The sequence below is a fragment of the Hydrogenophaga sp. genome, assembly GCF_025699295.1.
In the GTDB taxonomy this organism is placed as follows: Bacteria; Pseudomonadota; Gammaproteobacteria; order Burkholderiales; family Burkholderiaceae_C; genus Hydrogenophaga.
The window spans coordinates 56780-69761 of record NZ_JAILWB010000013.1 but is presented as its reverse complement, the minus strand read 5'-3'; the positions used below and the strand labels follow the sequence as shown (position 1 = coordinate 69761).

The 12982-nt window shown below is 63.0% G+C and carries 12 protein-coding genes; 3 read left to right on the top strand and 9 right to left on the bottom strand.

Annotation, left to right across the window (positions count from 1 at the left end):
* Nucleotides 1-19 precede the first annotated feature (19 nt).
* Genes K5880_RS15200 through K5880_RS15185 form a run of 4 tightly spaced genes read right to left on the bottom strand, consistent with a single transcriptional unit; the run spans nt 20 to nt 2941 of the window.
* A complete protein-coding gene (locus tag K5880_RS15200) occupies nt 20-556 on the bottom strand; it encodes a pilus assembly protein PilP (protein ID WP_297653950.1) in 537 nt (178 codons plus the stop codon).
* Between the two features lie 14 nt (nt 557-570).
* Nucleotides 571-1254 (bottom strand): type 4a pilus biogenesis protein PilO, encoded by a 684-nt coding sequence (locus K5880_RS15195; protein ID WP_297653948.1) that lies wholly within the window; start codon nt 1252-1254, stop codon nt 571-573.
* Nucleotides 1255-1271: 17 nt separating this feature from the next.
* On the bottom strand, nt 1272-1865 hold the full coding sequence (locus tag K5880_RS15190) for a PilN domain-containing protein (RefSeq protein WP_297653946.1): 594 nt from the start codon (nt 1863-1865) through the stop codon (nt 1272-1274).
* Complete coding sequence (locus K5880_RS15185; RefSeq protein ID WP_297653943.1) at nt 1862-2941, bottom strand: pilus assembly protein PilM; 1080 nt, start codon at nt 2939-2941, stop codon at nt 1862-1864. The genes K5880_RS15190 and K5880_RS15185 overlap by 4 nt, the downstream gene beginning before the upstream one ends.
* A gap of 263 nt (nt 2942-3204) precedes the next feature.
* Between K5880_RS15185 and K5880_RS15180 the strand changes: the two genes are divergently transcribed.
* The gene (locus K5880_RS15180) at nt 3205-5628 is read left to right on the top strand and encodes a penicillin-binding protein 1A (RefSeq protein ID WP_297653940.1); all 2424 of its coding nucleotides are present in this window, start codon (nt 3205-3207) and stop codon (nt 5626-5628) included.
* Here K5880_RS15180 and cyaY read toward each other — a convergent pair.
* Nucleotides 5618-5947, bottom strand: coding sequence for an iron donor protein CyaY (gene cyaY, locus K5880_RS15175; RefSeq protein WP_297653937.1), 330 nt, complete (start codon nt 5945-5947; stop codon nt 5618-5620). The genes K5880_RS15180 and cyaY overlap by 11 nt on opposite strands.
* Nucleotides 5948-6010: 63 nt before the next feature.
* Here cyaY and K5880_RS15170 point away from each other — a divergent pair, with 63 nt between their 5' ends.
* Complete coding sequence (locus K5880_RS15170; protein ID WP_297653934.1) at nt 6011-6163, top strand: lipoprotein; 153 nt, start codon at nt 6011-6013, stop codon at nt 6161-6163.
* A 26-nt stretch (nt 6164-6189) separates the two neighbouring features.
* Nucleotides 6190-7485 carry a diaminopimelate decarboxylase gene (gene lysA, locus K5880_RS15165; RefSeq protein ID WP_297653931.1) on the top strand — a complete coding sequence of 432 codons (1296 nt, stop codon included), beginning with the start codon at nt 6190-6192 and terminating at the stop codon, nt 7483-7485.
* 15 nt (nt 7486-7500) lie between these two features.
* Here lysA and K5880_RS15160 read toward each other — a convergent pair whose 3' ends face one another.
* The 4 genes from K5880_RS15160 to K5880_RS15145 form a co-directional block, all read right to left on the bottom strand.
* Nucleotides 7501-8181, bottom strand: a complete 681-nt coding sequence (locus K5880_RS15160; RefSeq protein ID WP_297654185.1) for a protein-methionine-sulfoxide reductase heme-binding subunit MsrQ — start codon at nt 8179-8181, stop codon at nt 7501-7503.
* A 19-nt stretch (nt 8182-8200) separates the two neighbouring features.
* Complete coding sequence (gene msrP, locus K5880_RS15155) at nt 8201-9205, bottom strand: protein-methionine-sulfoxide reductase catalytic subunit MsrP (RefSeq protein WP_297653927.1); 1005 nt, start codon at nt 9203-9205, stop codon at nt 8201-8203.
* 124 nt (nt 9206-9329) lie between these two features.
* Complete coding sequence (gene ccsB / locus K5880_RS15150; RefSeq protein WP_297653925.1) at nt 9330-10697, bottom strand: c-type cytochrome biogenesis protein CcsB; 1368 nt, start codon at nt 10695-10697, stop codon at nt 9330-9332.
* Nucleotides 10694-12853: a cytochrome c biogenesis protein ResB gene (locus tag K5880_RS15145; protein ID WP_297653923.1), complete on the bottom strand. Its 2160-nt coding sequence runs from the start codon at nt 12851-12853 to the stop codon at nt 10694-10696. Before K5880_RS15145 ends, ccsB begins: the two co-directional genes overlap by 4 nt.
* Nucleotides 12854-12982: the final 129 nt, after the last annotated feature.

Genomic DNA, 12982 nt, shown 5'->3' with positions numbered 1-12982 from the left:
GTCGCCTTGTTTGGCTTGTTCATTTAGAAGCATCCTCTTGTAGCTGCAGCGCTGCGGCGCGCTCGGTCCATTCCCCAGCGGAATCCTGCACGATTTCGCGCATCACCACCTCGGTTTCAGTGATGCGAGTCACACGCCCATAGTTCTGGCCCAGATAGTTGCCAGGTCGCACCTGATACAACAGTTGATCCACCTTCACCAAAGCAACCAGTTGGCCGTCGCGGTTCAGACTGCCCACCATCGACATGGTGTCAAGAGGGAATGCCTCCAGCGGCTGCTTGCGCCGGTTGAGCTCGGGCTCGATCAATGCCGAGTTCGCCACCGGAGTCGATTGCGATCCTCGCAGGACACTGGCCAGCTTTTCCGTACTGAAGGGCTGGGTCAGGCGCTCGGCCTCGTAGGCCTGGGGCACGAACTTGGTGGGCTCCGGGATCGGCTTGACCGACGGTTTGATGGAGTTTCGCTCGCTCAGCATCCAGGCCTGCAACTCATCCTCTCCGGACGATGTGCAGGCCGACACGACAAGTGCCAGCGTCAGTCCGACGCCCAGGGACATTCCTCGAATGTGCTTCACTTCTTGGCTCCCTTGGCGCCCTTGACAGCCTTCTGCTGCGCAGCCACCTCTTCCTGGTCCAGATACCTGAATGTCTTGGCCGTGCAGTCCATGGTCAGAACCCCTTCGCGATCGCGGACGGGTGTCAGACTCAGGTTGTTGAGCGTGACGATGCGCGACAGGTTGGCGATGTCGGCCGCAAACAGTCCGATGTCATGGTAGGTGCCCGTCACACGCACAGTAATCGGAAGCTCCGCGTAGTACTCCTTGACACTCACCTGCCCCGGACGAAACAGCTCGAACTGCAGACTGCGCCCCAGGCCAGCCTGGTTGATGTCCGACAACAGCGCGTCCATCTCGGCCTTGCTGGGAAGCTGCTTTTCGAGTTGCGTCACGTATTGCTGCACTTGCTCGAGCTGCTTGCGCAGCGCATCCAGGTTGACCGCCTGAACAAGCTTTTTACGGTAGTCTTCCCGCAACTGCTCCTCGCGCGCCTTTTCTGCGATCAGCTCTTCATCCGAAGTCTTCAGCCAGGCAAACCACAAGCCTGCAATCACTGCCACGCACACGGCGATGAACAGCAGGTTGCGTGGCAACCCCGGCCACTGGGATGGGTCGTTCGGATCAAGACCTGTGAACTGGTTCTTGAGCGTGTCCTGGATTCCCTTGAAATCCACGTTGATACTGGGTGTTTTGGCCATGGTGCGCGGGTCCTCGATCAGCCTTTGCCAGGCGCAGCGGCAGGTGCTGCGGACGGGCGCTTGAGCGTCGCGCGAATCGTGAAGTTCGAAACCCGACGCTGATCGCGTCCGGTAGCCGAAGACCTGGCGGCGACGATTTCCACGAGGTCAGGCCTGACAAGCCACGGGCTGTTGTTCGCCAGGTTGCGCAACAGATCCGACACCCGTTCCTGCGACTGTGCCACTCCAACCAACAACACACTCTGGTCCTGCTGCTTCATGCTGCTGAGGTAAACGCCCTCAGGCAACTGGGCGGCGAGTTCATCCAGCAGGTGCACAGGGAGATTGCGATCTCCCTGCAGATTTTCCACCGCCGTCTGGCGGGCACGCAGCGAGGCGATTTCCCGTTGCAAATTGGCGATGTCCTTGATCTCTTCGTCCAGCTTGGCGATCTCGGACTGCAAAAAGCGGTTGCGATCCTGCTGCGCGGAAATCTGCCCCTGATACCAGGTGAACACCGCTCCGCAGATGACACCACCCAGCAGCGCGGACAAGCCGAGTTGCGTGAAGAACTGATCCTTGCGCCTCTTTCTGGCCGCCTCGCGGTGAGGCAACAGGTTGATCAGAATCATTGGAAGAACCTCCGCAAGGCCAGTCCGGTGGAGGTCAGGTAGGACGGCGCTTCGCGCGATATCTTGCGCGCCTGAATCGATGCAGCCATCTCCATGGCATCAAACGGATTGATCACCATGCACGCGAACGACGTCTGGTGGGTCACCGCTTCAGTAAGGCCTGGCAGCGCCGCACTACCACCCGCGAGCAGGATGTGGTCCAGCTTGTTGTAAGGGGTGCTGGTAAAGAAGAACTGGAGCGCCCGGCCAATCTCCTGAGCCATGCTCTCGATGAAAGGATCGAGCACTGCCGATCGGTAGTCGTCCGGCAGATCGCCCGAGCGCTTCTTGGCTTCGGCTTCGTCGGACGAAAATCCATACTGGCGCACGATGAGCTGCGTCAACTGAGCGCCGCCAAAGGCCTGATCACGCTCATACAACACATCGTCATTGCGGATCACCTGCATGCTGGTGGTCAGAGCCCCCACCTCGAACAGCGCCACCAGCGAGTCCACGCCCTGGTTGGGCAGCGTTTCGATCACTCGGCCTGCGGCCATGCGAGATGCATACGACTCGACATCCATGACCACAGGCTTGAGCCCGGCGGCCTCCGCCAGGCCTTGCCGATCCGACACCTTTTCCTTGCGCGACGCAGCGATCAGCACCTCCACGTCACCGACCGAGTTCGCGCTCGGACCAATCACGCAAAAGTCCAAGCTCACTTCGTCCAGGGAAAAGGGAATGTACTGGTTGGCCTCCGACTCGACCTGCGCTTCAAGCTCCTTGTCAGACAGACCACCGGGCAGAATGATCTTCTTGGTGATCACAGCCGAGGCCGGCAGCGCGAGCGCCACGTTCCGGGTCTTGCTACCACTCTTGCGGACCACGCGGCGCACCGCCTCGGCCACCTCATCGAACTTCTCAATGTTGCCGTCGGTGATCCAGCCTCGCTCCAGCGGTTCCATGGCGCAACGCTCAAGCACCAGATCGCCCGAACGGTTGCGACCGAGCTCAACCAGTTTGACACTGGAAGAACTGACATCGATGCCCAGCAAGGGCGCCGGTTCCCGGCTGAATAACGACCCCAATGAGATCAAGGTGGCCCCCAAAAATGATCGCGACAGACGTCGCCAGACTTAAGAATTCACTTGAATGCTAGCAGCAAGCCCTTTGTCCAGCAAAGATTTTTTGCCTTTGCGACAAAGTGAAACGTTGTCAAAAGCATACGCATCCAGACCCACCGTGAACTGCTTCATCGACCGCTCGGCCGGGAAATGCACAACAACTCACAATACGTTGAACGCGCCCATTCCCCGTTTCCGGATTTTTATAATCAAGGGCTCCGGCTCTGAACGACTGCATGCCCAAGAAAGACACTTCTTCGACCAACTCCTCTGACGCGCCAGTATTGACCGGGCGCCCTGCCCTGGTCTGGGCGGGTCGCTTGGTGGTGGGTCTGGCCGGACTGGCGGCGGCGGGTGTTGCGTGTGTGCTGATGGCCGTCGCCATCGCTCTGGCCGTGGCTTACCCCAACCTGCCGGAGGTGGCTGGTCTGGCCGACTACCGGCCCAAGCTGCCACTGCGCGTGATCTCTGCCGAAGGCGATCTGCTGGGAGAGTTCGGGGAAGAGCGGCGCAACCTGCTCACGATCGACGAAATACCAGCCGTGATGAAGAACGCGGTGCTTGCCATCGAGGACGCCCGGTTCTTTGAACACAGCGGCGTCGACTATCGCGGCATGATCCGCGCCGCGCTGGCCAATCTGCGACAGGCCAAGAGCCAGGGTGCCTCGACCATCACCATGCAGGTGGCGCGCAACGTGTACCTCTCTGCCGAGAAGAGCTACACACGCAAGATCTATGAGGTACTGCTGACATTCAAGCTTGAGCACATGCTCACCAAGGAGCAGATCCTCGAGATCTATATGAACCAGATCTACCTGGGCCAAAGGGCCTATGGATTCGCCACGGCGGCGCAGATCTACTTTGGCAAGTCGCTCAAGGATGTCACCGTGGCCGAGGCAGCGATGCTCGCGGGCTTGCCACAGGCGCCATCGGCCTACAACCCGGTCCGCAACCCCCGACGCGCGCGCAGCCGCCAGCTGCACATCATCGACCGCATGGTGGAGAACGGCTACATCTCGACAGCAGAGGCGGAGGTGGCGAAATCCGAGGAGATCAAGCTGCGGACGATCAGCAATTCCGATCGTCCGCACGCCGAGTTTGTCGCGGAAATGGTTCGTCAGTCCATTGTCTCCCAGTACGGCGAGGAGGCCTATACACGGGGCCTGGTGGTCACTACGACGATCAAATCTGAGGACCAACTGGCAGCCTACAAGGCCGTCCGGCAAGGTGTCCTCGACTTCGAGCGGCGTCAGTTCTATCGCGGACCGGAGCTGTTCATAGAGCTGCCGAAAGACAAGGCCGCTCGCGATGACGCCATTGATGACGCTTTGACGGAACGCCCCGACAACGACGACCTCTTGTCAGCAGTGGTGCTTGAGGCAAGCGCCCGGCGCGTCGTTGCCGTGCGCCAGGACGGCGAGCCTTTCGAGATCACGGGTGAAGGGCTCAGGCCTGTCCAGTCAGGTCTCTCGGACAAGGCTGGGCCCAACATCAAGATTCGGCCAGGCGCGGTTATCCGGGTTGTGCAGACCGGCCCCAAAGGGTGGCGCATTACCCAGTTGCCCGAAGTGGAATCGGCGTTCGTCGCACTCGACCCTCGCACGGGCAAGGTCAGTGCGCTGATCGGCGGGTTTGACTTCCAGAAGAGCAAGTTCAATCACGTGACGCAGGCATGGCGCCAGCCGGGATCGAGCTTCAAGCCGTTCATCTACTCGGCCGCTCTGGAGAAGGGCCTGACACCCATGACCGTGGTCAACGACGCTCCGCTGTTCTACTCTGCCGAGGAGACCGGCGGAAAGCCGTGGGAGCCCAAGAACTACGACGGCCAGTTCGAAGGCCCGATGTCGGTGCGGCGCGCGCTGGCCAAGTCCAAGAACATGGTCTCGATTCGTGTGCTTCAGCTGGTAGGCACCCAGAGCGCTCAGGAATGGGTGACACGTTTCGGATTCGACGCCGACAAACACCCTCCCTACCTCACCATGGCGCTTGGAGCGGGTTCGGTAACGCCACTGCAGATGGCCACCGGGTACGCCGTTTTTGCAAATGGGGGTTATCGGGTACCACCGGTCCTGATCACCCGTATCTCGGACCACAAGGGCAAGGTTCTCTACGAAACTCCCGAAACTTCGTTGAGCGATGCGCAGCGCGTCATCGAACCGCGCAACGCGTTCGTCATGAACAGCCTTCTGCAGGAAGTTACCCAATCGGGCACCGCTGCGCGCGCACGCGCTGCGCTGAAGCGGTCCGATCTGTTCGGTAAGACGGGGACCACCAACGACGCGGTGGACGCCTGGTTCGTCGGATACCAACCCACACTCGTCGCTGCGGCCTGGGTGGGCTACGACTCGCCTCGCAACCTCGGCAGCCGCGAAACCGGCGGTGGCCTGAGCCTGCCCATCTGGATTTCGTTCATGTCGGAAGCGCTCAAGGGCGTCCCCGAGACGCACTATCCACCACCGCCAGGCGTCATCAACGTCGGCGGAGAGTGGTACTACGAAGAGTTCGGGCCCGGCCGTGGTGTGCACGGCCTCGGCCTGCAGGATCCCTGGCCTGGCGCCTTGACACCCCCCGGCGAGTTCGACGCCAATGGTATGCCCTTGACCAGGCCGCCACCGCCTGTCGAAGAACGCCGCAGCATCCTTGACCTGTTCAGGAACTGAAAACCAGCGGCAATTCGGCCTGCTCTGACGCGCAACGTGACAGGTGGGCGAAGAACTCGCCCTGGCCCTTGGTGTCGATCCACACCCTGCCGTCGTGCTTGTAGTGGAAGCCTCCGGCTCGCGCGGCCATCCACACCTCGTGCAGGGGTTTTTGCAGGTTGACGATGATCTGGCTGCCATTCGCAAAGGTCATCGTGACCATACCGCCCACGCGCTGGTTGTCGATGTCGGCATCTGTGCTGTCGTTGATGCGGTCGCAGGCCAATTCGATCGCTTGCAGCAAGGCTTCCGCGCGGTCCAGATACTCGATGTCGGTCATTACAATGCGTCGATGTTAGGTTCAAAACGCATTCTAGGTCGGGCTGCCAGCCCCTTGCGTGGCATGGCCATCGCGGTGATTTCCATGACCCTCATTGTGCTCACTGCCTGCGGTCAGCGGGGCTCGCTGTATTTGCCGCCTCCATCTGCCTCCACCGTCGAAAAGGCCGCCGATGCCCCGGTGCGGACCGCACCGGCGGCCCCCGAACAGCGCTGAAGCGCTCTCTTCTTCCCATTTGCCGCATGACCACTTCATCGGGCCAGCCCGCCTCTTCGCTGCCGCCGCACTTTGCCTATCAGAATCAGCGATTGATGGCAGAAAACCTGCCCCTGGACCGTCTGGCCCGTGAGCACGGCACACCCTTGTTCGTCTACAGCCGCGCGGCCATTCTGGAGGCCCTCGCGGCCTACCAGCGTGGGCTGGCGGGGCGTGCGCATCTGATTTGCTATGCGATGAAGGCCAACTCATCGCTGGCCATCCTGCAGACCCTGGTGCGTGCGGGTTGCGGGCTCGACATCGTCTCCGGCGGGGAGCTTGACCGAGCACTCGCGGCCGGCGCCGAGCCGTCGAAGGTCATCTTCTCGGGCGTGGGCAAGACCCGCGCCGAGATGCGGCAGGCGCTGACCGCGGGCATCGGCTGCTTCAACGTGGAAAGCCGCGCTGAGCTCGATGTGCTGGACGAAGTGGCGCGCGACATGGGTCTGCGTGCACCGGTAAGCGTGCGCGTGAACCCTAACGTGGACGCGCGTACCCATCCCTACATTTCCACCGGACTCAAAGGCAACAAGTTCGGCATCGCGCACGAGGAGGTGATCTCCACCTACCGCCATGCCGCCACATGCCAGGGGTTGCGCGTGGTAGGCATCGACTGCCACATCGGCTCGCAGATCACCCAGACCGCCCCGTATCTGGACGCCATGGACCGCGTGCTGGATCTGGTGCAGGCCATCGAGGGCGAAGGCGTGACCATCGAGCACATCGACTTCGGTGGCGGCCTGGGCATCGACTATCAGGATGACGCCCCGCCGGAGGCCGACACCCTCTGGGCTCAATTGCTGCAACGCATGGACGCGCGCGGCTTCGGTGACCGCAAGATATTCATCGAGCCTGGCCGATCGCTAGTGGGCAATGCCGGCGTGTGCCTGACCGAGGTGCTTTACCTGAAACCGGGTGAGCACAAGAACTTCCTCATCGTCGACGCCGCCATGAACGACCTGCCGCGCCCGGCCATGTACCAGGCGTTTCACCGCATCGTGCCGCTGACCCCACGCGAAGGCGAGCCCACCACATGGGACGTGGTGGGCCCGGTGTGCGAGAGCGGTGACTGGATCGGGCGCGACCGTGCGCTGGCCGTGCAACAAGGGGATCTGCTAGCTGTCCTGTCGGCGGGTGCCTATTGCATGAGCATGGCCAGCAACTACAACACCCGAGGCCGAGCGGCCGAAGTGCTGGTGGATGGCGAAGACGCCATCCTCATCCGCGCCCGCGAAACCGCGGCGGACCAACTCCGCACAGAGCGCGCGCTGCCCGCAGTCTGAGCTGCGCAAAAATTCTCAAGCCAACGCCGGTTTGCGCAAGATGCGGCGCCACAAGCGCCAGCCCAGCAAGGCCACCAGGATCGCGGCGTACACCGCGACTTCGGCGAAGTCGTTTTTACCGCTGCGCATCCAGAAGAAATGCAGCACCGCCAGGCCCGCGATCAAGTACACCGCGCGGTGCAGCATCTGCCAGCGCGCCGCGCCCATCCCACGGATGGCGCGATTGAACGAGGTCGCCGCCAGCGCCAGCAACAGCGCCCAGCCCAGAAAGCCCACCAGGATGAACGGGCGCTTGACCACGTCGGCAGCGATGCCCGGCAGATCGAACTCCATGTCGAACCAGGCGTAGGCCAGCAGGTGCATGCAGGCATAGAAGAACACGAACAAGCCCACCATGCGGCGCAGACGCGCCAGCGCAGACCACCCGGCCATCACGCGCAGCGGGGTGATCGCCAGCACCAGCACCAGGAAGCGCAAGCTCCAGTCGCCCAGGGATCGGATCAGTGCTTCGGCCGGGTTGGCACCGAGCTGATCACTGAATGCTGCCCACACGAGCCAGACGAACGGCAGACAAGCCAGCAGAAACACGACGGGCTTGGCGACACGGTGCCCGAGCCAGCGGTTGATGCGCGAACCCACGCGAACAACCCCGGACGCGGATGCGTTTCTGGTGGCGGCGGTGGAACTCAAGGCAATACCAGGGCTCGCCGACAGTTCAGAACAACTTGCGCAGATCCATGCCGGCATAGAGCTGGCCGACCTGGGGTTCATAACCGTTGAACATCTGCGTCTGGCGGCGCTTGGCAAACAGTCCGCTGCCTTCGCCAATGCGGCGCTCGGTGGCCTGGCTCCAGCGCGGATGCGAGACCTCCGGATTCACATTGGAATAGAAGCCGTACTCCTGCGGGGCGGCCACGTTCCAGGCGGTCCGTGGCTCCTTGTCGGTGAAGCGGATCTTCACCAGTGACTTGCCGCTCTTGAAACCGTACTTCCAGGGAACCACCAGGCGCAGCGGCGCGCCGTTCTGGTTCGGCAACACCTCACCGTACATGCCGAATGCCAGCAGCGTGAGCGGGTGCATGGCCTCGTCCAGGCGCAAACCTTCCACGTACGGCCAGTCCAGCACGTTCGAGCGCAGTCCGGGCATCTGCTTCGGGTCGGCCAGCGTCACGAACTCAACGTACTTTGCGCTGCCCTGCGGCTGGACCGCCTTGACCAGTTCGCTCAGTGAATAGCCGACCCAAGGGATCACCATCGACCAGCCTTCGACACAGCGCAGGCGGTAGATGCGCTCCTCCATCGGGCTGAGCTTGAGCAACGCGTCGAGGTCAAAGGTACCCGGCTTGTTCACCAGCCCTTCCACACTCACCGTCCAGGGGCGCGGCTTGAGCGTCCCGGCGGCAGATGCCGGATCGGACTTGTCGGTGCCGAATTCGTAATAGTTGTTGTAGGAAGTCGCATCGCCGTAAGAGGTCAGGGCCTCCATGGTCGCCGCGCCCGGAACGACCGAACGCCGGCCCGGCAAGGCGGCGAGCTTTCCGGGCCTGGGCACCGCTGCAGCCTGCGCCCAGGCACTGCGCCCGGCCCATGAGGCAATACCACCACCCCCGAGTGCCGCTGCGGCAAGCAGCCATTGCCTGCGGCTTCGATAAACCGCCTGCGGTGTGATTTCGCTGGGCAGGGGATGATTGAAGCCGTTGTCGCGGGTGCGGATGATCATGGCGCTGTCCTTGGGCATCGTGCCCCGCCCCGGAGGATGCCGGTCGGGCTTCTTCGTCCGTCGTGGGACAGGGGCGATTCTTACAAAGTTCCGGTCCGCAGGACCGCAGTCCCTTGCTCGCGGGTCAGAGCTCGCCGTAGCTGTGCAGACCCGAGAGGAACATGTTCACACCCAGGAACGCGAAGGTAGTGACCGCCAGGCCCACCAGCGCCCACCATGCCGCAACGGTGCCACGCAGCCCCTTCATGAGGCGCATGTGCAGCCATGCAGCGTAGTTCAGCCAGACGATCAGCGCCCATGTTTCCTTCGGGTCCCAGCTCCAGTAACCGCCCCAGGCCTCGGCCGCCCAGAGCGCGCCGAGCACTGTGGCGATGGTGAAAAAAGCGAATCCGACCGCGATGGCCTTGTACATCACGTCGTCCAGCACCTCGAAGCTGGGCAGGCGCTCGGCGATGCGGCGGCGGCCGAACAGGATGCTGCCGACGATCAGCGCCGAAATACCGAAGTAGACGAACCAGTAGCCACCACCGCTCTCGGCCGCCGACTGGCGGAAAACGATGGGTTCGAAGCACAGCACCACGCCCAGCAGCCACAGCGGTGCGAGCTTGTACCAGCGGCTCTCGCTGGCGCTTTGCTTGATCAGATAGGCGAATGCCAGCATCGCCGCGATGGCGAAGGTCCCGTAGCCGATGAAGTTGGCCGGCACATGCAGCTTCATCCACCAACTCTGCAGTGCCGGCACCAGTGGCTGGATGGCGTGCGCCTCGCGCACCACCGTATACCAGAGCAGAAAGCCAACTGCTGCGCTCACCACCAGCATCACGAAGGCGCCCATGCCGCGCGTCCGGTACTGGTCCTCGTAGTACAGGTAAAAGGCCGCCGTCATCCAGCAGAACAGCACGAACACCTCGTACAGGTTGCTCACCGGAATGTGGCCGATGTCCGGGCCGATCTGGTGGCTTTCGTACCAGCGCACCATGCTGCCCACCAGCGCCAGTGTCACCGCCACCCAGGCAAGGCGTGAGCCCAGCAGCTCGAAGGTGTCGCCCGCACGCCTGAACATGCCCATCCAGTAGAACGCGGTGCTCATGAAGAACAGCACGCTCATCCACAGGATGGCGGACTGGCTGGAAATGAAGTACTTGAGCAGGAACACCTGCTCGGCGCGAGCCAGGTCGGCGGTACCCGCGGGCGTCTGGTACAGCCAGATCGCGAGCAGCGACACCGCAGCCACCACCGCAGCCAGCGCGCGCAACGGCCGCCAGAACCAGCCCAGCCAGACCATCGCCGGCACCGCGCCCACGAGAATGGCCTTCTCGTAGCCGTCCATGGCGGCGTTGTAGCGCACGAAGGCCCAGGCGGCTCCCGCAATGACGAGCACGGCAAAGAACCAGTCCCACACGTTGCGGCGGGCCAGATACCCCGGCCCCAGCCCGTGCCCGCCCTGATCCTTCTTCAGCTCGATGGTCTGGGTCGCAGTAGCGGTATTCATGGATGCACCTTCAGCAATTGGGTCTTCAAGCGGTCGAATTCGCGGTCGGCTTCCATCGTCTTGCGGTTCGACGACAAAGCCATGCTGGCCTGCGCGCTCGGTCCGCCACGGGGCGAGAGCCACACCCACAGCCGGCGTTCGCGGATGTAGAGCATGGCAAAAACGCCCAGGATCAGCAACAGGCACCCGAGATAGACAATGTTCTGCCCGGGAGCGCGCGCCACCTGGAACACGCTGGCCTGCACATGCGTGAAGTCCTTGAGCTGGAAGGTCATGGGCGCGGGATAGAAAAAGCTGTCGCTCAAGCTGATGACGGCCTGCGCCATGAACTGCTGTGTGGCCTCGTTGCGCTCCATCGGCGTCAGGCCGGCACGTTCACGGCTGAGTTGCAACAGCTCGAACAAGGTGCCATTGAGGATGCGCACCAGCACATCGCTGGCGCGCTCGCGTTCGGCCTCGGGCACGTTGCTTTCCAGAAACGCCGAGACCGCCTGCAGGCCGCCGCGCACCGTGGCGGGCCGCAAGGGTGTGCCATTGGCCACCGGCTGCAGCGCGGGTGCGTTCACGGACTCGGCGCCCGCGAACAGCCCCAGCGCGCGCGTGGCCGACGCCGCCAATGCCTCGGCCAGTTCGGGGCGGCCGTCCTCCACCGCGGCGGCGGCATAGCGACGCACGGCCTGCTCCCGCATCCGGGGATCGTCCAGCGCGGCCCGCAGGCGCACGAAACCGTCCATGCCGTCCTGTTCGTCCACCGGAATGCGCAGGTAACGGAAGGGTTCGGATGGCGTTTCACGCAAACCCAGCAAGACCACGCGCGCACCATCGATCTCGACCGGTAGCATGTAGTTGTGGTACTCCACGGCCTGCCCTGCCGCGTCGCGCAGCTTGTAGGTGATGCTCGGGCCGACGTTGCGCAAGGTCTTCTCGGTCGTGGTCTTGTGGCCCGCGCCGAGGCGACTCTCGATCGAACTTCGCAGATCGACCTTGCGCACATCCACGCCCTCGCCCGTGTCGTTGGCCGCGAAATTTTCCACGTTGATCACGCGCAGACCGGTGTACTCGAGCGTGAGCTGGTTGTCGCCATTGCTGAGCGCGGTGGATCCCCCGATCGTGCCCTCCACCTCGAACGGCGCCGTGGCCTGGTTCAGCGGGACCGCCTGCAACTTCACGCGCGAACCCCCATCGTCGAAGCTGGACTGGTAGATGTTGATGCCGCGGTGGCTGGCCGGGTGGTTCACCTCGACACGCGCCTCCTTGGTCTCGCCGGTCTCGTTGTCGTGGATCACGATCTCGCTGGCGAACAGCTTGGGCATGCCGGTGTCGTAGTACTCGATGATGAACTTCTTGAGCTCGACGCCAAACGGCAGATCCTGCAGCAACACGCCATTCGGTTGCGCGAGGATGGCCGTGCCCGCTGTAGTGCCCTCGGTCACCAGCAGGTTGCCCCGGAAGGTCGGATTGCTGGCCGAGAGACGGTGCTGCACGGGCACGTCAGCGATCAGACCGCCACCGGTGAAGGGCGTCTTGCCGTTGAACCAGGTTTGTGCGCGCACCATCAGGTCACCATCGAGCAAACCCCCGATGCACACCAACACGATGGCGCTGTGCGCCGCGAGGTAGCCGATCTTGTTGGCCGTGCCGGTCTTGGCCGCCACCATCCAGCCCGTGCCCGCGGGCGTGTCGCGCGACTGAAGCTTCACCTTCCAGCCCGACCCCAGCAGCGTCTGGCCGATGCGATGCGCCGCGGCCTCGGGTGCCTCGTCCAGCGCGCCCTCGGCCCGATGGGGAAATGCCTTGAGGCTCTGCTCGCGCACATTCTCTTTGTACGCCTTGAAGTCGGCCAGGATCTTGGGCGTGTTGCGGGCAATGCACAGGCTGGTGCTGGTCACAAGAAACGCCAGGATCAGCAGGAACCACCACGCGCTGTAGACCGAGAACAGGTTGGCGCTGGCAAACACGTCGGCCCAGAACGGCCCGAACTGGTTGACGTAGTTGACGGTCGGCTCGTGCTGCTTGACGACGGTCCCGATCACCGAGGCAATGCAGATGACGGTCAGCAGCGAAATCGCGAACCGCATGGACGACACCAACTCCACCGACGCGCTGAGGATGCGCGAGCCGGTGCGGAGTTGCAGGCCTTGGGTGGAAACGGTCATGAAAAGGGCGACAAGGAAGGGCGGTTCAGAAAAAAAGGGCGGCTCCGGTGGCCCCGGAACGCGCCCTGATGTGATGTGATTTCCGGCTGGCGGTTCAACACCTGGCGAGGTGTTTGCATTGTGCCGGCA